The sequence below is a fragment of the Nonomuraea purpurea genome, assembly GCF_042650645.1.
GTDB lineage: Bacteria > Actinomycetota > Actinomycetes > Streptosporangiales > Streptosporangiaceae > Nonomuraea > Nonomuraea purpurea.
Map to the genome: position 1 here is coordinate 115,167 of NZ_JBHSBI010000020.1, position 23,289 is coordinate 138,455.

General features: G+C 69.4%; 19 protein-coding genes. 11 read left to right on the top strand and 8 right to left on the bottom strand.

Annotation, left to right across the window (positions count from 1 at the left end; all coding sequences use genetic code 11):
- Positions 1–25 precede the first annotated feature (25 nt).
- Positions 26–2,101 (top strand): S9 family peptidase, encoded by a 2,076-nt coding sequence (locus ACFOY2_RS33925; protein WP_379532191.1) that lies wholly within the window; start codon positions 26–28, stop codon positions 2,099–2,101.
- Positions 2,102–2,315: 214 nt separating this feature from the next.
- The gene (locus ACFOY2_RS33930; RefSeq protein ID WP_379532192.1) at positions 2,316–3,761 is read left to right on the top strand and encodes an alpha/beta fold hydrolase; all 1,446 of its coding nucleotides are present in this window, start codon (positions 2,316–2,318) and stop codon (positions 3,759–3,761) included.
- A 111-nt stretch (positions 3,762–3,872) separates the two neighbouring features.
- On the opposite strand, the gene ACFOY2_RS33935 is transcribed toward ACFOY2_RS33930, so the two are convergent.
- Together ACFOY2_RS33935 and ACFOY2_RS33940 are read right to left on the bottom strand one after the other, a co-directional pair.
- Complete coding sequence (locus ACFOY2_RS33935; protein WP_379532193.1) at positions 3,873–5,633, bottom strand: ABC transporter ATP-binding protein; 1,761 nt, start codon at positions 5,631–5,633, stop codon at positions 3,873–3,875.
- Positions 5,634–5,783: 150 nt separating this feature from the next.
- A complete protein-coding gene (locus ACFOY2_RS33940) occupies positions 5,784–7,472 on the bottom strand; it encodes an ABC transporter transmembrane domain-containing protein (RefSeq protein WP_379532194.1) in 1,689 nt (562 codons plus the stop codon).
- Positions 7,473–8,001: 529 nt separating this feature from the next.
- On the opposite strand from ACFOY2_RS33940, the gene ACFOY2_RS33945 reads away from it, so the two are divergent.
- From ACFOY2_RS33945 to ACFOY2_RS33970, 6 genes are all read left to right on the top strand, one after another.
- Positions 8,002–11,496 (top strand): nitrate reductase subunit alpha, encoded by a 3,495-nt coding sequence (locus ACFOY2_RS33945; protein WP_379532195.1) that lies wholly within the window; start codon positions 8,002–8,004, stop codon positions 11,494–11,496.
- Positions 11,496–13,097, top strand: coding sequence for a nitrate reductase subunit beta (gene narH / locus ACFOY2_RS33950; protein WP_379532196.1), 1,602 nt, complete (start codon positions 11,496–11,498; stop codon positions 13,095–13,097). Before ACFOY2_RS33945 ends, narH begins: the two co-directional genes overlap by 1 nt.
- Entirely contained in the window at positions 13,094–13,657 is a 564-nt protein-coding gene (narJ, locus tag ACFOY2_RS33955; protein WP_379532197.1) for a nitrate reductase molybdenum cofactor assembly chaperone, read from the top strand. The genes narH and narJ overlap by 4 nt, the downstream gene beginning before the upstream one ends.
- Positions 13,654–14,385: a respiratory nitrate reductase subunit gamma gene (gene narI / locus ACFOY2_RS33960; RefSeq protein WP_379532198.1), complete on the top strand. Its 732-nt coding sequence runs from the start codon at positions 13,654–13,656 to the stop codon at positions 14,383–14,385. The genes narJ and narI overlap by 4 nt, the downstream gene beginning before the upstream one ends.
- Positions 14,382–15,002 carry a phosphotransferase gene (locus tag ACFOY2_RS33965; protein WP_379532199.1) on the top strand — a complete coding sequence of 207 codons (621 nt, stop codon included), beginning with the start codon at positions 14,382–14,384 and terminating at the stop codon, positions 15,000–15,002. Before narI ends, ACFOY2_RS33965 begins: the two co-directional genes overlap by 4 nt.
- A gap of 69 nt (positions 15,003–15,071) precedes the next feature.
- Positions 15,072–15,866 carry an SDR family oxidoreductase gene (locus ACFOY2_RS33970; protein WP_379532200.1) on the top strand — a complete coding sequence of 265 codons (795 nt, stop codon included), beginning with the start codon at positions 15,072–15,074 and terminating at the stop codon, positions 15,864–15,866.
- An 88-nt stretch (positions 15,867–15,954) separates the two neighbouring features.
- Here ACFOY2_RS33970 and ACFOY2_RS33975 read toward each other — a convergent pair whose 3' ends face one another.
- From ACFOY2_RS33975 to ACFOY2_RS33985, 3 genes are read right to left on the bottom strand one after another with little or no spacing between them, the layout of a single operon-like run.
- Positions 15,955–16,617, bottom strand: coding sequence for a phosphotransferase (locus ACFOY2_RS33975; RefSeq protein ID WP_379532201.1), 663 nt, complete (start codon positions 16,615–16,617; stop codon positions 15,955–15,957).
- Positions 16,618–16,627: 10 nt separating this feature from the next.
- Positions 16,628–17,200, bottom strand: a complete 573-nt coding sequence (locus tag ACFOY2_RS33980) for a DUF305 domain-containing protein (protein WP_379532202.1) — start codon at positions 17,198–17,200, stop codon at positions 16,628–16,630.
- Between the two features lie 8 nt (positions 17,201–17,208).
- Complete coding sequence (locus ACFOY2_RS33985; RefSeq protein ID WP_379532203.1) at positions 17,209–18,069, bottom strand: DUF1996 domain-containing protein; 861 nt, start codon at positions 18,067–18,069, stop codon at positions 17,209–17,211.
- Positions 18,070–18,310: 241 nt separating this feature from the next.
- Between ACFOY2_RS33985 and ACFOY2_RS33990 the strand changes: the two genes are divergently transcribed.
- On the top strand, positions 18,311–19,573 hold the full coding sequence (locus ACFOY2_RS33990) for a serine hydrolase domain-containing protein (protein ID WP_379532204.1): 1,263 nt from the start codon (positions 18,311–18,313) through the stop codon (positions 19,571–19,573).
- A gap of 14 nt (positions 19,574–19,587) precedes the next feature.
- On the opposite strand, the gene ACFOY2_RS33995 is transcribed toward ACFOY2_RS33990, so the two are convergent.
- The 3 genes from ACFOY2_RS33995 to ACFOY2_RS34005 form a co-directional block, all read right to left on the bottom strand.
- Positions 19,588–20,088 (bottom strand): hypothetical protein, encoded by a 501-nt coding sequence (locus tag ACFOY2_RS33995; RefSeq protein ID WP_379532205.1) that lies wholly within the window; start codon positions 20,086–20,088, stop codon positions 19,588–19,590.
- A gap of 253 nt (positions 20,089–20,341) precedes the next feature.
- Positions 20,342–20,866 carry an NUDIX domain-containing protein gene (locus ACFOY2_RS34000; protein WP_379532206.1) on the bottom strand — a complete coding sequence of 175 codons (525 nt, stop codon included), beginning with the start codon at positions 20,864–20,866 and terminating at the stop codon, positions 20,342–20,344.
- A 39-nt stretch (positions 20,867–20,905) separates the two neighbouring features.
- The gene (locus ACFOY2_RS34005; RefSeq protein ID WP_379532207.1) at positions 20,906–22,243 is read right to left on the bottom strand and encodes a transcriptional regulator; all 1,338 of its coding nucleotides are present in this window, start codon (positions 22,241–22,243) and stop codon (positions 20,906–20,908) included.
- Positions 22,244–22,426: 183 nt separating this feature from the next.
- Here ACFOY2_RS34005 and ACFOY2_RS34010 point away from each other — a divergent pair, with 183 nt between their 5' ends.
- Together ACFOY2_RS34010 and ACFOY2_RS34015 are read left to right on the top strand one after the other, a co-directional pair.
- Positions 22,427–22,777 carry a hypothetical protein gene (locus ACFOY2_RS34010; RefSeq protein ID WP_379532208.1) on the top strand — a complete coding sequence of 117 codons (351 nt, stop codon included), beginning with the start codon at positions 22,427–22,429 and terminating at the stop codon, positions 22,775–22,777.
- A gap of 107 nt (positions 22,778–22,884) precedes the next feature.
- Complete coding sequence (locus tag ACFOY2_RS34015; protein ID WP_379532209.1) at positions 22,885–23,223, top strand: hypothetical protein; 339 nt, start codon at positions 22,885–22,887, stop codon at positions 23,221–23,223.
- The last annotated feature ends 66 nt before the right edge of the window (positions 23,224–23,289 follow it).

A 23,289-nucleotide genomic window follows, 5' to 3' on the forward strand; every position in this document is an offset into this window, starting at 1 on the left:
GCCTAGCAATGGCAGGATTGGGGCCATGAGCGAGAGCTTCCCGCGTTTGTCTGCCAGGACCCGCCGGTTCACCCTGGGGGTGCCCAGGGGGTTCACGATCTCCCCTGATGGCGGCAGGGTGGTGTTCCTGCGGACGAAGTCGGGCGCCGACCCGGTGACCTGCCTGTGGGAGCTCGACACGGAGACCCACGTCGAACGCCTGGTGGTCGACCCGCGCACGCTCCACGCCGACGACGAGAACCTGCCGCCGGAAGAGCGCGCCAGGCGCGAGCGCAGCCGCGAGGCGGCGGGCGGCGTGGTGGCCTACGCGACCGACTCGACGGTGACGCGGGCGGTGTTCGCCCTGTCCGGCGGCCTTTATGTGGTCGATCTGCCGAGCGGGCAGGTGCGGAGACTGGAAACGCCGGGCGCGGTCATCGATCCCCGCATATCCCCCGACGGGCGAAATGTCGCCTATGTCACTGGCGGGGCGCTCCGCGTCCAGGACCTGGTCACCGGCGACGACCGCGCGCTGGCCACACCCGAGTCCGAGACGGTGACGTACGGGCTGGCCGAGTTCATCGCCGCCGAAGAGATGGACAGGATGCGCGGCCACTGGTGGGCGCCCTCAAGCGACGCCCTGCTGGTCGAACGCGCCGACGAGGCCCCCGTCCACGTCTGGCACATCGCCGACCCGGCCAACCCCGAGCGGCCCGCGACGTCCCAGCGCTACCCGGCCGCCGGCACGCCCAACGCCGTGACCGAGCTGTACGTGCTGGGGCTCGACGGGTCGCGGGTCGCGGTGCCGTACGAGGAGGAATACCTCACCACGGCCTCCTGGGACTCCCACGCGCTGTCGATCGTGACGCTGACCCGCGACCAGAAGACGATGCGGCTGTTCACGGTCGACCCGGCGACCGGGCGCTCCACGCTCGTCCGCGAGGACACCGACCCCGCCTGGGTCGACATCGTCACCGGCGTGCCCGCGCACCTCGACGACGGCTCGCTGGTCTGGGTGGCCGCCTCCGAGGGGGGCCACCGGCTGATCGTCGGCGACCGCGCCGTCACCCCGCCCACCCTGCAAGTTCGGGCCGTGCTCGACGTCGATCACGACAGCGTGCTGTTCAGCGCGAGCGGTGACCCGACCGAGGTCCACCTGTGGACATGGGACGGTCATTCGCTGCTGCCCGTCTCGACCCGTTCCGGGGTGTTCTCCGGGCGGATGGCGGGCGGGGTCGGCGTGCTGACCGAGCAGAGCCTCGACGCGGAAGGCGTCTCGACCACGGTCGTCAGGCGCGACGGCATGGCCGTGCCGATCCCGTCGTTCGCCGAACGTCCAGGGCTGGAGCTGCGGGTCTCGCTCGGACGTTCAGGGCGCCGCGAGCTGGCCACCGCCGTGGTGCTGCCGACCTGGTACGAGCGGGGCTCGGGCAGGCTGCCCGTCCTCATGGACCCGTACGGTGGGCCGCATGCGCAGCGCGTGCTCAACCGGCGGGGCGCGTTCCTTGAGAGCCAGTGGTTCGCCGAGCAGGGCTTCGCCGTGATCGTCGCCGACGGACGCGGCACCCCCGGCAGGGGCACCGACTGGGAACGCGCCGTGCTCAACGACCTGGCGACCCCCGCGCTCGACGACCAGATCGAAGCCCTGCAGGGAGTGGCCGAGCAGCACCCCGACGACCTCGACCTGACGCGGGTGGCCATCCGTGGCTGGTCGTTCGGCGGGTTCCTGTCCGCGCTGGCGGTGCTGCGGCGTCCCGACGTCTTCCACGCGGCGATCGCGGGGGCGCCCGTGACGGACTGGCGGCTGTACGACACCTGCTACACCGAGCGATACCTGGGCCATCCGGACGAGCAACCCGACGTGTACGAGAAGTCGTCGTTGTTCATCGACGCACCCAAGCTCGAACGCCCGCTGCTCCTGATCCACGGCCTGGCCGACGACAACGTCGTGGCCGCCCACACGCTGCGCCTGTCCTCGGCCCTGCTCGCGGCCGGGCGGCAGCACAGCGTGCTCCCGCTCTCGGGCGTGACCCACATGACGCCTCAGGAGGTCGTGGCCGAGAACCTGCTGCTGCTCCAGGTCGACTTCCTGAAGAAGTCACTCGGGGCGAGCGCCGACTAGTCGAGCAGGCACGAGACCGCCAGGCCCAGGACCACCACGAATCCCGTGATCAGGGTGACCAGGGCCGACGGCGGCGGCGGTGACGACATCGGACCGGCGCGACAAGACCCATGTCCGGCCACGGTCTGTCAAACCCTGGTCGGACTTCTCCACCTCCCAAAACCAAACCGTGGTCCGACGCGATCCCGCCCTCCGTTCCACGATGCTGAACGCCATGTTGAAGCCCTTCGCGATCACGCTGGCTTTGCTGGGAGCAAGCACCATCAGCACGGCTGGCGCCGTCAACACCGTTGGCGCCGTCAACACCGTTGGCGCCTTCTCCCACCCGGCCAAAGCCGTCACCGCCGACACCCTGGAGTGGTCTCCCTGCCCCAGCGACAAGATCGGCATGGAATGCGCCGACCTCAAGGTCCCGGTCAACTGGCAGAAACCCGACGGCCGCAAGATCACCCTCAAGCTCGGCCGCCTCAAAGCCACCGGCACCTCGAAAGGCTCGGTGCTGGTCGCCTACGGCGGTCCGGGCGGCCCCGGCATCGCCATCACGCAGGCACGCCCCGAAATCTGGGCCAGCCTCCGCAAAACCATGGACTTCATTACGTGGGACACCCGCGGCTACGGCGAACAGTTCCAGGGCCTCAGCACGGGCCTGCCGTGCGCCTGGACCCGTGTCCCCATCCCCGACGTCCCTCGGAACGACGCCGACTTCGGCCGCCTGTCCGACACCAACCGCGGCTACGCGGAGGCCTGCCGCCTCAAAGACCCTGAGCTGTTCGCCAACATGAGTTCGGCGGACCACGCCAGAGACATGGAGGCGATCAGAAAGGCCCTGGGCGGCGACAAGCTCAACTACTACGGCGCCTCCTACGCCGGTTTCTACGGCCAGGTCTACGCCCGGCTCTTCCCCAACCAGATTCGCACGATGGTCCTGGACGGCACCATGAGCCACAGCTTCGCCGATTGGGAGGCCGAACTGGAGAAGACGGCCAGGGTCAACGAGGAATCCCTGGGGCGCTTCTTCACTTGGTGCGCCAAGAACGACTGCGAGGACGTCCCCGGCCTCTGGCGCAAGGTGATCGCCCGCGCCGACCGCACTCCCGTCCCCACCTCGACGCCCAACGTCGCCTACAAGGCCCGCGACCTGCAGTCCTTCGTCCTGGGCCGCGCCCGCCAGGGCACCCCGGCCTGGCCGGGGCTGGCCGAGGCGATCCGCAAGGCGAGCAAGGGCGACGCCTCCGGCTTCGTCCCGCCCCGCGGCGCCCGTTACCCCGACCAGTCCACAGGCGTCACCGAATGCACCGACTGGCCCCGCTATGCCAACCTCAAAGAGCTCACCGCCGCCACTGCCCGCCTACGCAAGATCGCCCCCAACGCCGGCACAGCCAACACCCTGGCCTCCGCCAGTCTGGGTTGCATCGGCTGGCCCGTCCCGGTGACCAGCGCACCCGCCCCGCTCCCCAAGGGCCTGCCACCCATGCTCGGGGCAGGCGCATGGGGCGAGTCGGACGCGGTGGCAGACGTCCTGACCCAGGTGCCCGGCAGCGCCGTCATCCACCACGACGGCCCCGGCCACACCCTGTACATCGACAACCCATGCGCCCGAAACCACATCGACCGCTACTTCACGGACCGCACCCTGCCCGCCAAGCAAACCCAGTGTTGACCTGAGCTACCGCAGGAAAGCCCTCACGCCACCCGCCGAGCGAACCCAGCGCTGAACAGCTCGCACCCTGCCCACCAAACCAACAACCCAATACCGGCCTCAGCGGCGGAGTTACTGGTGGGTGGCGGGGCTGGGGGTGCCGTGCCAACTGCTCCAGAGGGCCGCGTACGAGCCGCCCTCGGCCACCAGTTCTTCGTGCGACCCCAGCTCGATGATCCGCCCGTCGTCGACCACGGCCACCCGGTCGGCGTCGTGGGCGGTGTAGAGGCGGTGGGCGATGGCGATCACGGTGCGGCCTTCGAGGACGGCCGCCAGCGAACGTTCCAGGTTCCGGGCGGCCCGGGGGTCGATGAGGGAGGTGGCCTCGTCGAGCACCAGAGTGTGGGGGTCGGCGAGGACGAGCCGGGCAAGCGCGAGCTGCTGGGCCTGCGCGGGTGAGACCGCCAGCCCGCCTGAGCCCACCGAGGTGTCGAGGCCGGCGGAGAGGGTCTGGACCCAGTCCAGCGCGTCCACGGCCTCCAGGGCCTTCAGCACGGCGGTGTCGGAGGCGTCGGGACGGGCGATCAGCAGGTTGTCGCGCAGCGTGCCCTTGAAGATGTGGTGTTCCTGGGTGACGAGCGCGACGTGTCCCCGCAGGTCGTCCAGCGGCAGTTCCACCAAGGGCACCCCGCCTACGGCCACCGAGCCGGTACGCGGCCCGTGGATCCCCGCGAGCAACCGCCCAAGGGTCGACTTCCCCGCCCCGGACGGCCCCACCATGGCCAGCCGTTCGCCGGGCCGGACGGTCAGCGACACGCCGTGCAGCACGTCGCGCCCTTCGCGGTAGGCGTAACGGACGTCGGACGCCCGGAGCAGTTCGCCGGAGGGGCGGGAGGAGGAGGCCGTCCGGTCGTCGGGGACGTTCGCCACGCCGAGCAGCCGCGCCATGGCCGCCCCGCCCACCTGCAGTTCGTCGATCCACATCAGGAACCGGTCCAGCGGGTCGATGAGCTGCTGGGCGTAGAGGGTGGCGGCGGTGACCTGCCAGAGGGTCACCCATCCGTTGGTGTAGAACAGGCCGCCCACCAGCAGCGTGGCTACGACGGGGATCACGTAGCCGAGTTCGACGGCGGGGAACCACCTGGTGCGGAGCCCGAGCGTGTACCGCTCGGCCGCGTACGAACGCCGGATGTCCCCGTCGGTACGGGCCCGCCGCCGTTCCTCCAGCCGGAGCGCCTCGACGGCACGGGCGCCTTCGACGGTTTCGGCCAGCCCTTCGGTCATGTCGGCGTAGGCGGCGTTCTCGCGCAGGTACCCGTCGCGCGCCCGCTTCAGGTACCACCGGGTCGAGACCCAGAGCACCGGCCCCGCGATCAGCATCGGCAGCATGAGCAGCGGGCTGACCAGCAGCATCGCGCCAACGGTGATCACGAACGTGACCAGCGCGATCAGCGTCTCCGGCACGGCGTGCCGCACGGTGCGCGACAACGAGTCCACGTCGCGGGAGGTACGGGTGATCAGGTCGCCGGACCCGGCACGTTCCACAGTGGACAGCGGCAGCGCGAGCACCCGGTCCACGAACTCCTCGCGCAGCTCGGCCAGCACCTTCTCGCCGAGCCTGGCGGAGGCCAGCACCGCGTACCGCACGAGCAGGCCCTGCAGCAGCAGGAAGCCGCCGATGGCGGCGGCCACCAGGGCGATGTTGACAGGCAGGCCGTACTGGACGTCCTGGACCAGCGCCCCGAGCTGCCACGGCACGACGAGCCCGGCGACGGCGGCCAGGCCGTGCAGGGCCAGGGCGAACGTGAGGCGGCGCGGGTACTTCAGCGTCAGCCGCCTGGCGTAGGCGCGCACCTGTTTCTGGTCGGCGACCGGGAGGATCTCTCGGGCCATCGGTCAGAACCCCCTCAATCGGATCAGCACCCGAAATCCCGAGTGTTGGCGGGTCAGGAGCGGCGACTCCCCAGGCCGCGTCCACAACCAGGACGGGAGAGGCTCGTCCGGGTGTGTCGGTAAGGGTGGTGTTTCGTGGTGGGGCATCGGTCAGTCCTCTCCGCGGGTCACGGCCGCGGCGTACTGCGGCGACCCGTCCAGCAACTGCCGGTGCGTCCCCTCGGCGAGCACCCGCCCGTCCTCGACGTAGATGACGTGATCGGTACGGTCCAGAACGAGAGGGCTGGTGGTGCAGATCAGCGTGGTTCTGCCGGCCCTGGCCTTGGCAAGGCGTTCGGCGATGCGGGCCTCGCTGTGGGCGTCGACGGCGCTGGTGGGTTCGACGAGGATGAGCACCTCGGGGTCGGCCAGGAGCGCGCGGGCCAGGCGCAGGCGCTGCTGCTGCCCGCCGGAGAACTCACGGCCCGCCTCGTTCACCACAGTGGAGAGCCCGTCGGGCAGGGCCTCGACGATGTCGGTGGCGCAGGCCGCTTCCAGGGCCCAGGTCACCTGTTCGTCGGTGGCGTCGCCGCGTACGTCGAGTTCGTCGCGCAGGCGGCCGGCGAAGAGCCTGGCGCCGTTGTCGGCGACCAGGATCCGGGAGCGGACCTCGGACAGGGGCAGCGTGGACAGGTCGGCGGGGCCGAAGGTGACGTCGCCGCCGGTGTAGCGGCCGAGCCGATCGGCGATGGCGATGGCGTCCTCGGGTGTGTCGGCGGTGACGGCGGTCAGGGCTCCGGGTTGGACGGTGACGCCGCTGTAGGAGTCGCGCAGCACGCCGCCGTCGCTGGTGCCGGTGCCTCCGCCGACTTCGGGCTCCATGGACAGGATGCGGATCACCCGGCCGGCCGCCACGTGTCCTTTGGTGAGTTTGTCGGCGGTCTCGGTCAGGGTGCGCAGGGGGCCGATGAGGAACACGGCGTACAGGTAGAAGGCGACGAGTTGGCCGGTGGGGATCTGGTCGGCGACGGCGAAGGAGGCGCCGATGCCGGTGACGATCGCGATGAGCACGCCGGGCAGGACGATCTGGGCGCCTTCGAGCACCGACTCGACGCCGGCGACGCCCACCCCGGCGTGGCGGACCCGCTGTGACTCCTCGCGGTAGCGGTCGGTGAAGACCTGCTCGCCGCCGATGCCGCGCAGTACCCGCAGCCCGGCCACGATGTCGGCGGCCCTGGTGGACAGTTCGCCGGCCAGCTCGCGCTGTGTGCGCTGGCGCCGGTGCAGGGGCCGTAGCAGCGGCCCGACGGCGACGGCCATGACGGGGACGCCGAACAGGACGAGCAGCCCCAGCGGCAACGAGGTCGAGATGAGGATCACGGTGACGGTGACGATCGCCACGACGGAGCCGGTGCCACGCAGCAGGATGTCCATGGAGTTGCCGATGTGGGCGATGTCGGAGTTGCCGACGCTGACGACCTCACCGGTGGAGAGCCGCTTGGGGAGTGTGGCGCCGAGTCTGGCGGCCTGGCGGGCGGTGACCTGGACGGTGCGGTAGGCGGCGGCCAGCCAGTTGTAGACGGCCATGCGGTGCCGCATGATCCCGGTGAACGCCTGCAGCAGGCCGAGCACGAACAGGACGGACGCCCAGAGCAGCAGGGCCCTGGAGTCCTTGGCGGTGATGGCCTCGATGCCCTGCCCGAGCACGGCCGGCATCAACGCCTGCACCATCCACCACAGGGTGGCGAAGCCGATGCCGGCGAGCAGGGATGGCCCCTGCCGCCGCGCGTTCCACCACAGGTAACGCAGCGGGCTGCGGATGTCGGGCACACCAGGATCGGCCTCAGGAAGGGAGCGCATAGCGTCTTCGGCTCTCTGTGTTTACCTGGGTAAAACGGACATCGGCGTAACCTCGTCGCATCCCGGCTGAGGCTGGGAAGCGATTCGGTGGAAGCCAGCGCCGCGTCCGTCCGGTGAGCCGGGCGGACCGTGGGTGAAAGCCGCGTTGTCGGGGCCTGACTTCGCATTCCTGGATGGAGTGCGGCTCTTGGGCCACCGCCCCGCCGGACGCTGTCCCGTTGGTGCGGACACCAATGGGGGCGGGGACCGGGCGCCAGTCGGGCACCCGGCGGTGACTGAACATTACCACATGATTACCTTGAGTAGCAGCCGACTGGGGCGGCGAACGCCAGCAACGGTTCATAACCCGTCAAGGTTGACAAGGCGCACCCGCGCCCCGCAAACCATTTTCAAAGCGCCCGGAATGCCCGCTTTGCGAAGAAGGGCGGACGAGCGCCGCCACCAGGGCGAGGTTCCGCATCCGACCTTTACGAAGCTCAGACATACACCCTGTGTAACAGAGAGTCACTATGTGTGATGAAGTGGGGGCATGAGCGCCGAAGACCTCCTCCTCAAGACCGGACGCTTCCTCCGCAGGGCCGTCACGAGCGACGACCTGCACACCCTCCACCTCAAAGGGGGCACGGAGGGCGACTTCTTCTACCGTGACCGCTGGAGTCACGACAAGGTGGTCCGTTCGACGCATGGCGTGAACTGCACGGGTTCGTGCTCGTGGAAGGTGTTTGTCAAGGACGGCATCATCACGTGGGAGACGCAGCAGACCGACTACCCGAGCGTGGGCCCCGACCGTCCCGAGTACGAGCCGCGCGGCTGCCCGCGCGGGGCCGCGTTCTCCTGGTACACCTACTCGCCGACCCGGATCCGCTATCCGTACGCCCGGCGTGTTCTGGCCGAGATGTACGCGGAGGCGAAGGAGCGGCTGGGCGACCCGGTGGCCGCCTGGGCCGAAGTCACGACTGACCCGGAGAAAAGGGAGCGGTACCAGAGCGCCCGCGGCCGCGGCGGCCTCGTCCGCGTCCCCTGGAGCCTGGCCACCGAGATGATCGCCGCCGCCCACGTCCACACCATCATGACCTACGGCCCCGACCGCATCGCCGGCTTCTCCCCCATCCCCGCCATGTCGATGGTCTCCCAGGCCATCGGCTCCCGGTTCGTCTCGCTCATCGGCGGCGCGATGCTCTCCTTCTACGACTGGTACGCCGACCTGCCGATCGCCTCGCCCCAGGTGTTCGGCGACCAGACCGACGTGCCGGAGTCGGCGGACTGGTGGGACGCGGCGTACCTGATGATGTGGGGCGCGAACGTCCCGGTCACCCGTACCCCCGACGCCCACTGGATGACCGAGGCCCGTTATCGGGGCCAGAAGGTCGTGGTGGTCGCGCCCGACTACAGTGACGCCGCCACGTTCGCCGACGAGTTCCTGGCCGTGCGTCCCGGCACGGACGGCGCGCTGGCCATGGCCATGGGGCACGTGCTGCTGAAGGAGTTCTTCGTCGAGCGACCGGCGCCCTACTTCACCGACTACGTCAAACGCTTCACCGACCTGCCCTTCCTCGTCCGGCTTGAGCGGCACGAGGACGCGTACGTGCCCGGTCGTTTCCTCACGGCCGCCGACCTGGGTTCGCGGGAGGATGCCGCCGCGTGGAAGACGGTCTTCGTCTCGGAGGAGAGCGGCGAGCCGGTGGTGCCGAACGGCTCGGTCGGCTTCCGCTGGGCCGAGTCCGGCGCGGGCCGCTGGAACCTGCGCCTGGACACCGACCCGAAGCTCACCCTGTACGGGGAGGAACCGGTGGAGGTGCTGCTGCCCCGCTTCGACGGCGGCCATTCGGTACGCAGGAGCGTCCCTGCACGACGCGTCGGCGAGCACCTGGTCACCACGGTGTACGACCTGCTCCTGGCCCAGTACGGGGTGGCACGGCCACAACTCCCGGGAATCTGGCCCACCGGCTACGACGACGCCGCGCAGCCGTACACGCCGGCCTGGCAGGAGCCCATCACGGGCGTGCCCGCGCAGCGCGCCATCAAGATCGTCAGAGAGTTCGCCAGAACGGCGGAGACGACCCGGGGCCGCTGCATGATCATCCTCGGGGCGGGCACCGCGCAGTGGTTCCACGGCGACGCGATGTACCGCGCCTTCCTGACGCTGCTCATCCTGACCGGCTGCCAGGGACGCAACGGCGGCGGCTGGGCCCACTACGTCGGCCAGGAGAAGTGCCGCCCGCAGACCGGCTGGGCGCTGCTGGCGGGCGCCCTCGACTGGTCGCGGCCGCCGCGCCAGGTTCCCGGCACGCCCTACTGGTACCTGCACACCGACCAGTGGCGCTACGAACGTTTCGACGCCGGCGAGCTGACCTCGCCGCTGGCCCCCGGCGCCTTCCGCGGAAAGCACACCGCCGACCTGGTCACCGAGGCCGTCGCCAGGGGCTGGATGCCGATGGCCCCGGCTTTCGACAGGAACCCGCTGGAGCTCGGCGAGGCCGACGACCCCATCGCCTACACCCGCGACGAGTTGCGCGCGGGCAGGCTCGCCTACGCGGCCCAGAACCCGGACGACCCCCGCAACTGGCCCCGGGTGCTCACCCTGTGGCGCTCCAACCTGCTGGGCTCCTCGGCCAAGGGCAACGAGTACTTCCTGCACCACCTGCTGGGCGCCGCCGGGAACCTGTCCGAGGCCGACGAACGGGCCCCGAAGGGCAAGCTGGACCTCCTGCTGACCCTCGACTTCAGGATGACCTCATCGACGGTCTTCTCCGACATCGTGCTGCCCGCCGCCACCTGGTACGAGAAGCACGACCTGTCGGCCACGGACATGCACCCGTTCGTGCACGCGTTCAACCCGGCGATCAATCCCCCGTGGCAGACGAAGACCGATTTCTCCGCCTTCCACGCGATCGCCCGCGCGTTCAGCGCGCTGGCCAAGAAGCACCTCGGCGTGCGCAGGGACGTGGTCGCCACCGCCTACCAGCACGACACGCCCGGCGAGATCGCCCAGGCGGTCGAGCCCGTGCTCCAGGTGGTCGAACGCGACTACGGCGCGGTCGCCGACAAGCTGGCGGCGCTGGGCCCGCTGACGGAAACGCTGGGCCTCCAGGTCAAGGGCGTGACGTTCCTGCCGGACAAGGAGGTTGCCTGGCTCGGCCAGCGCTGCGGCCTGGTGCCGTGGGGCGTCGCCAAGGGCCGTCCTGAGCTGGACACCGACGCCAAGGCGTGCGAGGCGATCCTGGCCCTGTCGGGGGTGAGCAACGGCAGGCTGGCCGCGCAGGGTTTCCGGCAGCTGGCCCACCGCACGGGCGCGGACTTCGACGAGCTGATCAACGAGGACCACCGGATCGTCTTCTCCGACACCCAGGCCAGGCCGGTCCAGGTCGCCGCGAGCCCCGAGTGGTCGGGCAAGGAGGCGCACGACCGCCGCTACTCGCCGTTCACGGTCAACGTCGAGCAGGGCAAGCCGTGGCACACGCTCACCGGGCGCATGCACTTCTTCCTCGACCACGACTGGATGCACGAGTACGGCGAGGCGCTCCCGATCTACCGTCCGCCGCTCGACCTGGCCACGCTGGACGGCCAGAGCGGCGCCCTGCGCTTCCTGACCCCGCACAGCAAGTGGTCGATCCACTCCGAGTTCCAGGACAACCTGCTCATGCTCGCGCTGTCGCGCGGCGGCCCGACGATCTGGATGTCGGTCGAGGACGCGGCCGAGCTCGGGGTGGCCGACAACGACTGGATCGAGGCGGTCAACCGCAACGGCGTGGTCGTGGCCAGGGCTGTCGTCTCCCACCGCATGCCGAAGGGCACCGTCTACATGCACCACGCCGAGGACCGCCTGATCAACGTGCCGAAGACCGAGGCGACCGGCCGCAGGGGCGGCATCCACAACGCCCTGACCAGGCTGCTCATCAAGCCCACGCACCTGATCGGCGCGCACGCCCAGCTCTCCTACGCCTTCAACTACTTCGGTCCCACGGGCAACCAGCGCGACGAGATCACCACCATCCGCCGCCGGTCCCAGGAGGTGACGTACTGATGCGGATCATGGCCCAGGTCGCCATGGTGATGAACCTGGACAAGTGCATCGGCTGCCACACCTGCTCGGTCACCTGCAAGCAGACGTGGACGAACCGGCCGGGGGTCGAGTACGTCTGGTTCAACAACGTCGAGACCCGCCCCGGCCAGGGCTATCCGAGGCGCTATGAGGACCAGGACCGCTGGCGCGGCGGCTGGTCGCTCACCAGGTCGGGCAGGCTCAGGCCCAGGGCGGGCGGCCGGCTCCGCAGGCTCCTCGGCATCTTCGCCAATCCGGTCATGCCCTCCATCGGCGACTACTACGAGCCGTGGACCTACGACTACGAGAACCTGACCAGAGCCCCGCTCTCCGACGACGTCCCCGTGGCGCCGCCCAGGTCGCTGATCAGCAACGAGCCCATGGAGATCCGCTGGAGCGCCAACTGGGACGACGGCCTCGGCGGCGACCCCTCGCCCGACCCCGTTCTGGCCAAGGTGTCCGACGAGGTCAAGCTGGCCTTCGAGCAGGCGTTCCTGTTCTACCTGCCGCGCATCTGCGAGCACTGTCTCAACCCGTCGTGCGTGGCCTCGTGCCCGTCGGGCGCGCTGTACAAGCGGGCCGAGGACGGCATCGTGCTGGTGGACCAGGACAGATGCCGTGGCTGGCGCATGTGCGTGACGGGTTGCCCGTACAAGAAGGTGTACTTCAATCACAAGACCGGCAAGGCCGAGAAGTGCACGTTCTGCTATCCGCGTGTCGAGGTGGGCCTGCCCACGGTCTGTTCGGAGACGTGCGTCGGGAGGTTGCGCTACCTCGGCGTCCTGCTGTACGACGCCGACCGCGTGGCCGAGGCCGCCTCGGTCCCGGACGAACGCGACCTGTACGAGGCGCAACTCGACCTCTTCGTCGACCCGGACGACCCGGCCGTCGCCACCGCGGGGCTCCATCCGGACTGGGTGGACGCGGCCCGCAGATCGCCCGTGTACGCCCTTATCAAGAAATATCGCATAGCGCTGCCGCTCCACCCCGAATACCGGACCCTCCCGATGGTCTGGTACGTCCCCCCGCTCTCCCCCGTCGTCGACGCCCTGTCCACCAGCGGCCACGACGGCGAGGACGCGGGCAACCTGTTCGCCGCCATCGACTCCCTGCGCATCCCCGTCGGTTACCTGGCCGAGCTGTTCACCGCGGGCGACCCGGCGCCCGTGACCACCGCGCTGCGCCGCCTGGCCGCGATGCGCTCGTACATGCGGGCCGTGAACCTGGGCGAGGAGCCGGTCCTGACGGACACGGACCTGGCCGAGGACGACGTCCGCGACCTCTACCGCCTGCTGGCCCTGGCCAGGTACGAGGAGCGCTACGTGATCCCCACCGCCTACGGCAACGTCCCGGGGGTCGTGGAGGAGGGCGGCTGCAGCCTCGACTACGACGGAGGGCCCGGCATGCAGGGGCCGTTCGGCGAGGCGTCCGGCAGGCCGGTCCCGGTCTCGATCGAGAGCTTCCACGGGCTGAAAGAGCGCCAGACCAGCGACGAGACCACCCGCGACCGGGTGAACCTCCTCAACTGGGACGGCCGAGGCACTCCCGCGGGGCTGTTCCCGCCCAAAAGAGGAAAGTCATGAACGTCATGAACAAGGCCGTCATCTGGCAAGCCGCCGCGCACCTGCTCGCCTACCCCGACGAACGTTTCTGGCACCGCCTCCCGCTCATCGAGGAGGCCGCGGAGCCGCATTTCGGGACGTTCCTGCGACTCGCGTCCGACCTCGGCCCCGGCGAGCTGGCCGCGCACTACGTGGAGACGTTCGACCTGCACCGCCGCTGCTGCCTCTACCTGACCTACTACACCGACGGCGACACCCGCCGCCGCGGCGAGTCGCTGGCCGCGCTGAAGGGCCGCTACCGGGCGGCCGGCTGGGAGCTGATGGACGACGAGCTGCCCGACTTCCTGCCGGTGATGCTGGAGTTCGCCGCCCTCGACCCCTCGGGCATGGCCCTGCTGCACGAGCACAGGGCGGGCCTGGAGCTGCTGCAGGCCGCCCTGACCGACCGCCGCTCGCCGTACGCGCACGTGATCGGCACACTGTGCGCGTCCCTGCCGCCGCTCGGCGCCGCGCAGCGGGCGGCGGTGCAGCGCCTGGCCGTCGCAGGCCCGCCCGCCGAGAGCGTCGGAGGCTATCGGTGAGCTGGAGCGAGGGCCTGCTCTGGACGGTCTCGCCGTACGTCGTCCTGGTGATCTTCGTGGGCGGCCTGATCTGGCGCTACAGGTACGACCAGTTCGGCTGGACCACCCGCTCGTCCCAGCTCTACGAAAGCCGGCTGCTGCGCCTGGCCAGCCCGGTGTTCCACTACGGCCTGCTCTTCGTGATCATCGGTCACGTCACCGGCCTGCTCATCCCCGTGAGCTGGACCGACGCCATCGGCATCGGCAACGACGTCTACCACGCCAACGCGCTCGTCTGGGGCGGGCTCGCGGGCCTGGCCACCCTGGCGGCGCTGGTCCTGCTGATCTATCGCCGCCGCGTCAACGGCCCCGTGTTCACGGCGACCACGGCCAACGACAAGACGATGTACGCGGTACTGGCCGCAGCCATCGTCGCCGGCGTGGTGACGACGGTCGCGGGGTTCATGCCCAGCGAGGTCAGTTACCGCACCACGGTCGCGCCCTGGTTCCGCGGCGTCTTCGTCCTCGCCCCGGACGTCGAGGCGATGGGGCAGGCGAGCGCCCTTTACAAGGTGCACACGCTGACCGGGATGGCGCTGATCGTACTTTTCCCGTTCAGCCGCCTGGTGCATGCGCTTTCCGCGCCGTTGGGCTATTTGTTCCGTCCTTACATCGTGTATCGGAGCCGTTCGGACAGCGCGCCGAGGCGCCCGGGACACGTCCGGTTGCGCCAGAATCGACCCTTGTGAAGCACGGGTACACCAACAGCACGATCGGCGACGGCGCCCTGGTCGTGAAGTGCTACCAGGGCCCGGAGGCGGCCTTCCGGCTGAGCACGGAGAGCCGCTACCTGCGGCGGCTGCGCGGCCGGCTGCCCGTCCCCCGCGTCCACCAGGTCACCTCCACGAGCCTGACCACCCGCTTCGTCTCCGGCGCCCACGGCCAGGAGCTGCTCGACGAGGGCCGCGCGGTGGAGGTGCTCACGGAGTGCGGCCGGATCCTGGCGGGCATCCACCGGCTGGGGATCGTGCACGGCGACTACGGCCCGCAGAACATGCTGTTCGACCCGGCCACGTTCGAGGCGACCGCGATCCTCGACTGGGAGTGGGCGCACCCCGGCCGCCCGGTCGAGGACCTGGCCTGGTGCGAGTGGATCATCCGCAGCCACCATCCGGAGCACGTACCCCTGCTGCCGCACTTCTTCGCCGCCTACGACGGCCTCGTCCCCGAATGGGACGAACGCCAGGCCGCCATGGTGGCCCGCTGCCGCGACCTGATCGACTTCTGCGCCCGCTGGGAGCCGGGCGGGGGCGGCGAGAAACTCTGGCACGAACGCCTCGAAACCACCGCCGCCTGGGCGGAGTGAGCTCACGCACCAGCCGCCTTTGACGGGTTCTGTCGGTGCCCTTTGCCCCGTTCAGGGCATGACCCACCCGTGATCCTCGTTCTCGGCGCGACGGGCTCCACCGGGCGGCGCGTGACGGAGTTGCTGCGGGCCGACGGCCATCCCGTCGTGGCCGCCTCAAGGAGCGGCGAGACCAGGTTCGACTGGTCCGACGCCGGCACGTGGCGGCCCGCGGTGGCCGGCGCGTCCGCCCTCTATCTCATGGCGCCCGACGGCACGGCGGTCGATCCCGCGTTCGTCTCCGTGGCGGTCGAGCAGGGCGTGCGGCGCATCGTGCTGCTGTCGAGCTCCGGCATCGAGACCATGGGCGACGGCCGCCTGCCGGCCGCGGAGCGCGCGGTCCGCGACAGCGGCGCCACGTGGACGATCCTGCGGCCGAGCTGGTTCGACCAGAACTTCGACGAAGGCTTCTTCTGGCCCGCGATCATGGCGGGCGAGGTGGTGATCCCGCTGGGCGACGTACGCCAGGCGTTCGTGGACGCGGGCGACGTCGCCGCCGTCGCCGCCGCGGCCCTCACGGAAGACGGCCACGCGGGGCGGACGTACGAGGTGACCGGCCCCGACACGCTGACGTTCGGCGAGGCCGTCGACCTCATCGGCGGGGAGATCGACCGCTGCGTGCGCTATCGCGGCGGCGACGAGGACTACATCGCGGCGCTGGGCTTCTCCGAGGAGGCGATCCGCGACGCCAAGGCGTTCGCCGCCCTGCGCGGCCTCGGCGACCAGCCGATCTCCGACGTGGTGTGCGAGGTGACGGGCCGCCCGCCCAAACCCTTCGCGATGTACGTCCGCGAGGCCGCCGCCGCGGGCGCCTGGCGCCCCTGAGCCGACTTGCCTCGGCCACCTGCGGTCTCCCGCGCTACGCCCGCAAGCCTGGCGCCCCTGAGCCGGCCCGCCGGTTTGCCTTGACCGCCTATGCCCGCACCAGCGCCACCGCCGAGTCCAGCAGGCCGAGCTCTCGCACCGTCATCGTCTGGTCCGCGCCGCGCCGCCGTCTGGCCTGCTCCAGTCCGTCGCCGCAGTCGATGGCCGCGCCGAGCCCCGCCAGCAGCGCCCCGAGCACCAGCCGTGCGGGGGCGGCCAGGTCGCTCTCCTCGTCCACCGCCACCTGGGCGACGATCAGCGCCGACATGGCGCAGTCCTGCCCCGGCGGCCCCTCCCGGGAGTTGCACCAGTCGATCACCATGGGCCCGTCCGGCGTCAGCAGCACGTTGTCCGGATGCAGGTCCAGATGCAGCACCCGGTCATGGGGGTCGCCGGAGGTCCTGGCCGGGATCTCGTGCAGCCGCAGGAGCAGCCGCGCCAGAATCTCGCCCGCCTCTTCTGGCGCGATCTCCCCTGCCATCAGGGCCCGTAACATCGTCGGGCCCGTCAGGCGCCGCATCACCAGGTCGGTGGGCCGCTCGGCCCCCGGATAGACCTCCGGCACCGGGTACCCGTGCGCGCCCACGTACTCCATCACCGCGATCTCGCGCCCGGCATCGACCGGCAGGCGGTAGCGGCGCAGGACCCGGTCGTCGTCGATCGCGTACACGTCCGCGCTGCGCCCCGAGCCCAGCAGTTCCCCGAGCCTCATGCCGCCCAACCTATCCGGCGGCGACGCCGATCCCGTCGAGCGCCGCCAGCTCGGCGACGTGCGCGCGTTCCATCGCGGCGGCCAGTTCGCGCGCCGAGGACGCCCCGCCCGCGCTCTGCTCGCCCCGCGCCACGAGCACGAGCTGGTCCAGGTAGACGCGCAGCAGCGCGGAGAACCGCCGGTCGAAAGCGTCGTTTCTGAGCCCTTTCAGCGCTCGCAGGTCGGCGGCGGTCGGCATGCCGGGCATGTCGTGCGTGGCATGCGGGTTCTCGCCGCCGACGCGGGCCTCGGCGAGCAGGGCGCGAAGCCGGCCGCGTCCCGTCTGGTGTTTCCTGCCGATCCGGACGGCCAGGTCGGCGAGCGGCCGGCTGGCCGTGCGGCCGGGGGCGAGCTCCAGGAGCGGCAGCGCGCGGGTGTGCAGCGCCTCGGCGAGCTGCAACCACGCCACGTCGGTCCCGTTGAACCGCCCGCCCACGGCTGCGCCTGAGCCCGGCCGATGGTGCTCAGGGGCGGGGGCGGCGGCCGTACACCCGGAGACCAGGACGGCCACCAGCACGAACGCCACGAACCGCGGACCGGACACGGACGTCGTCAGGACGGACGCCCGTCGGCGCCGCACTTGATGACCGGCCGGATGCAGTCACGCACCCGCCGCTCCATCTCGGCCGGCGGCCAGGCGTTGAAGAAATCGCCGTGCATCGTGAACCCGCCTCCCGACGCCAGCCGGAAGTGCGACGGGTCCCCGCTCACCGGGTACCTGATCACCTGCCGCAGCTTCGGCACGGGCACCGGATGCGTGCTGGGACAGGCCCCTGCCACCGGGTAGGCCATGTGGCTCTTGTGGTCGGCGGAGTCGAGGTCGCGCCCGTTCCAGCACTGCGGGAAGTCCAGGTACGACTCCAGCATCGTCCCGGACGGGCACGTGACGAAGTCCTTCGAGGCGGGAACCTGCCCCGCGTGCAGGCACGACCACCGGGAGATCGTCGTGTTGTCGGGGCCTGTCGCCTTGGCGTTGCCCGCCACGATCCGCAGCCCCAGCGGCAGCGGCTGGGTTCTGGCGACGATGTCGTCCCGCACTCCCTCGCCGAGGTAGTAGAACGTGATGATGGCCGGCTCCACCGGCGCGCCGTCCCGGTAGAGGGTCGGCACCCAGTAGGACGATCTGTCGACGGCCGGGTTGCAGTTCGTGGCGCCGTTCTGCAGGTCGGTGAGGGTGGTGTGGGCGTTGGTGACGCGGCTGCCGAAGAAGCTGTGCATGTGCGAGGCGCCGGGCAGCCCGGGGAAGACGATCGGGTCGTCGGGCAGGCGGTGGCTGAACGGGCAGTCGGCGAGGAACTCCGCCACCCGTACGGGCTCGGCCGCCGCCGGAGCCGCCGCGGGGACGGCGACCAGGCCGATCAGCACGGCCAACAGGGGGACGAGCATGCGGGCGAGGCTGGGGGGTGAACTCACGACGTCTCCGTCACGACGAGGGGCGATGAATTGGGGGAGCGCTCCCTGACACGGAGGCTCCTCGCGTCCGCAACCCGTGTCAAGGCCCTTGTTAATCGTCGTCATGCAACGCACCAGCCACAGTTCACAAACGTCCAGCCCTCGAACCGTTCCGGAGTGAACACGACAAGTCACCCGTTGAGGGAGCGCTCTCTCACCATGTCGTCCCCAGTGGTGCCACTGATCCACTAGAGATTTGCACATGTCTCAAATCGATCCGCCCCAAAGCCTGAGCAGACGACGGCTGCTGGCGACAGGCGCCGCGACGTTACCCGCGATCGCCCTCGGCTCCCCGCGACCGGCGTTCGCCGCCACGGTCCAGACCTCGGGAGTGGTCCCGGCCGCGCTCGCCCAGTACGACACCGTACTGAAGACCTACATCACCGACCGCAAGATCTCCTGCGCCCAGCTCGCCATCACCAAGAACGGCAAGCTCGTGCTGGCCAGGGGTTACCGCTACAGCGACGACCCGTCCGTGCCGGCCGTGTCGCCGACCTCGCTGTTCCGCATCGCGAGCCTCAGCAAGCACATCACCGCCATGGCGATCATGCGCTTGGCGCAGGACGGCAAGCTCAGTCTGGGCACGTCCGTGGCCACCCTGCTCGGCCTGTCCACCACCGCCGACCCCCGGCTGAAGAACGTGACGGTGTGGCGGCTGCTGCAGCACACCGGCGGCTGGGACCGCGACCTCTCGGGCGACTACCTCTACAGGGACCACGTCATCTCCACGTCCCTCGGCGTCTCCCTGCCGATCACGCGGGACCACATCATCCGGTACGCCGGCGGCCGCCCGCTCGACTTCGCCCCCGGCAGCAAGTTCGCCTACAGCAACTACGGCTACCTGCTGCTCGGTCTGATCGTCGAGAAGGCCTCGGGCATGTCCTACGAGTCGTACGTCAAGCAGCGCATCCTGACCCCCGTGGGCATCACCCGGCTGCGGCTCGGCCGCACCCTCAAGGCGCAGGCCGCAACAGGCGAGGTCATCTACGAATCGGCCGGGACGAGCAAGACCGTCACGGACGCCTCCGGCGCGATCGTGCCATCGCCCTACGGCGGCTTCAGCATGGAGAACCGCGGCCCGGGCGGCGGCTGGCTGGCCTCGGCCGTGGACCTGGTCCGCCTCGCGCGGGTGCTCGACGCGCCCGGCACGGTGCTGAACTCGACCTCCATCGGCAGGATGACGGCCAAGCCCGAGATCGGCGTCTCGCCCGACGGCTCCTGGTACGGCGCCGGCCTGTACGTCCGCCAGGTGACCGGCCACCTCAACACCTGGCACAGCGGCGGGCTGCCCGGCACCTACACCTACCTCGCCCGCCTGCAGAACGGCTTCACCTACGCCGCCCTGTTCAACCGCACGGAGGAGACGGGCACGCCGGACTTCGACGTGCTGAGCTCACTGATCAACAACACGACCGGCAAGATCACCTCCTGGCCGACCACGGACCTCTTCCCCCGCTACTTCTGACCAGCGGGAGGGCGTCAGGCGCGCCCTCCCGCTTGTTTCCCGAGCAATTGGATGAGATCGTCGGCGGTTGGCTTGTCGAGCGTGTTGTAGAGCGTCTTAATGAATTTGGGATCACCCAGCAGCGCACGCTGATGACCCAGCAGGTGCAGATCTGGAGTGACATCACGCCCCAGCCGCCGATGAAGGGCGAAGCTTTGTGCGGCATAGTCGAATCCGATCATCAGATCGTTGATTTCGGTGTGGACCACCCCCAGATTTCGAAGCGCCTGAGCGGCTCCGGCAGTATCGCCGATCTTGTGCGTATGGGCCAAGACCCGGCGATTATATTTAACGATCTTGTTTTGCGGGCCTCTGATTCGAGGGCCCGCGATCAGCATGATGAAAAAGAGAATCATGCCGACAACTGCGATATCAGAAAACAGGGTGCCGGTGCTTAACTCTACGCCGCCGACGGTGACGCTCCACAAGAACAGGAAGCAGACCAGCAGGCCAACGGCGGCTACCGAACGCCTCATAAGACCCTCCGCCAGGACCTCGGTGAATTCTGGAGAGCCGGTCAGGGGAACCAACCCCTCTCCGGCAAGGGCAGGAACATGCTAGGCGGCGGCGCCGGGACCGGTCCCGGGTTATCAACGGCGACTGGCACGACAGCCGACGCGCCGGTCCACACCCGCAAATTCCTCGAACGATCCCGCCTATTCTCAGCTCAAGCTGTCGCGCTAGAAGAGCCACATAGCAATAAGAGCCGGCGGCGCCGGCCAGAGGCCGCTATATCTCCGCAAGAGCGTAAAGCAGAGCATTCATGCTGGTCCCACCGACGATGTCGCGCGTGTCGATCAGGCGGCGGATGTCCGCAAGAGGGACCCACTCGATCCGCTCCGCCTCCCATGCTTCCGTGGGCGAGCCAATGTGCCGGGCGCTGTCGGCGCGGAAGATGTAGTGCTCTGAGTCGGAGATGCCGTTGGTCGGCTGGGTGTAGAGCATGGGCCGCAACGGGCCAGGTCGCCAGCCGGTCTCCTCTTCGACCTCGCGCGCAGCGGCCGCGATCGGCTCCTCGCCCTCGTCGACCTTGCCCATGGGGATCTCCCAGCCCCAGGTGTCGGTGATGAAACGGTGCCGCCAGATGAGCAGTACACGGTTCTGGTCGTCGGTGACGACGGCACCCGCTCCGGGCGCGGTACGAATCAGTCGGTGGTCGAGATGCCTTCCGTCCGGAAGCTCCACGTCAGCCACCCGAACGTCAAGCCAGCGGTCACTGTAGAGCGGCTCTTCCGAGTGAACCTGCCAACGCATGCGGCTGCTCCCGTGGTGGATGCCTGGACCGGCCCCACGCTACAAGGGGATGCCTGCTTGCTGCCTCGCACGAGCGACAAATGACTTGACCGGTTGCGCGTCGTACGCGCTCAGCGCCGTCGTCACCGACTCGATGCGTTCGGCAAGACGCTTGGACTCCATGCCCTCGGTACAGTCGAGCATGCTCTCCGCGGTGGATGCGGCCTGTTCCAGTTCACGCCGTTCGGCAAGGATCAAGGCGAGAGTCGCCTGTCTGTGAGCCTGCCCGCGCAGATGGCACGTACCGGCCAAACGGAGAGCTTCCTCTGCGTACTCCTGGGCAGGTATCAGGTCGCCGAGACGTCGCAGGGCCTCGGCGTGTTGGCACTCAAGCAGACCCGGTTGTACGTAGCCGGTTTCCGGGGGCTCCTCACCTTGTCGGATCTGTCCTGCCTTGACCTCCGACAGCCGCATGTGCGCGTGACAGCTCGCCCGATCACCAACGCGTGCGTACGCCTTCGCCTGGAGAGTGTGCAGGTCCGTCGCAAGAGCGGGACTCAAATGACCCCGCGCTCCCCGCAGAGCCGTCTCGCAATACTGGATGACGCGCCGGTACTTCGCCTGCGCCATCGCCTGGTTCGCCAGCAACGCAATCACGTAGCCGCCGAACGCCCGGTTACCCGACGCCTTGGCCATCCTGAGTGCGTGGAACAGGTAGCGCTGCGACAGCGCCTGCCTATCGGAGTCGTACGCGCAGATGCCCGCGAGCGCGACCAGCCCACCAGCGGCCCGGAACAGTCGCCTGCCGATCTCGTCGTCATGGCTGCCTCTGAGCAGCGGCGTGACACTGGTGTTGAGGAAGGCCACAAGGCGAGGCCGTACCGGGACGCCGCCTACCCTGCGGTACATCTGCTCATAGCGGCCACGCGCGTCCTTGAGCACCTGAACCTCGTCCATCGACACAGGGCACGGTCCTCTCCGCGAGATGTCGATCTCGTGCGGCGGGTTCTCCCACTCGAAGATCGGTGCGATGGCCGCCGGGCCCTCGATCAACGACGCTCCCACGGGGAAGACCTTGTTCCCCAGGTCCCCTCGCCACAGGGCTATGGCCTGGTCAACGGCCTTGGGCAACTCCATCTCACAGTCATCGCCCGTCATCCCGATGTCTGCCAATGTGAGGACCCGCCCGACCTTGAGGCCGATGACCTCGCAGATGATCTCCGGAACGTCACCCCTCGGGATGGCATTGTCTCTGACCCATCGCGCCACGGCCGTGTGGTCGTACCGCGTAGGGCGGCGGGCGGTCGCGGTGGCCTTATTGATCCGTACGGCCAGTCCCGCGTGCGAGATGCCCGCCTCCGCAAGCAACGCATCCAGCAGAATGTTCGGCTCACTCACTTCAGCCCTCCGTCGAGCGACGCCATATCCGGAGTGTAAGCAGAGCGTTACAGTACGGCCAGGCGGCCTGGCGGACGAGCACGTCACAGCTTCATCGCATTCACACGGGGGGTGAACCGACTCCCACCGCCCGTCTCGATCACGCGCTTTTGGCGGCGGTCCCCAGCCGAGTCCACTGGCTCCATGCCCCGGAACCAGCCGAAGATCACAGCCCCGCCGCACCCATTGCGTGCCGCCCGCGACATAGGCCAGGCCCTTGAAGAGCTCGGCATTCCTGCCGACATCCACGACGGATACGGGCTCGCCCTCGTGTCCGTCTGGGTAGGCCTGGTGATCTGGTGCGATGGCGATCGCTATTGGTGGCGTACCGGCTGGGACCCGCACCGTAAGCGGGTCATCTACGCCTACCATCCCGCGCTCGACCCTGAGCGAGCCGCCCGCCGCGTCGCCTCCCGCTACGCCGACCTCCGCAGGAGCCATCCCCTGCCCCAACCGATGAGCTTGCAGACGGGGCCCTCAGGGCCGGTCAGTTGAGCATCGATGCCCGACAGGCAGGAAGCCGCGTCACAATCACGGAACTCCTGCACAGCCACCCAAGAACCCGCGCTCACCGTGCCGGCCTCATCGGACGCAGTGGAACCGTGATCAGCATCCTCAACCACGGAACCAACGCCTTGGTCCGGCTTGAAGGGGACCGCTTCGACCTTCCCGCCGGTATCCGCCGTTGGCCTGTTCATTGGGATGATCTCACCATCGAACCCGTCGCCGATGCGGATACAACGCCCACTCCTGAGTACCGGACGGGCATCTCCGGAAACAGGCAGGACGCCGTACTGCACGCCGTGCTCCCCGGCACATCCACCGGCCTGTGCGCGGAGCCGGTCAGCCCTCTGCCCATCTGCGGCTGGTCTCTGCCGTTCGCGCCGACCTCTCGCCGCGCCTGCGTCCGATGCGTGGCCTTGCTGGTGTCTTCATCTTGAGCACCGACACCTCCTGATCGACTGGCGCCCCTTCGATAAAATGGATAGGAAAATCCTCCTTGGTCA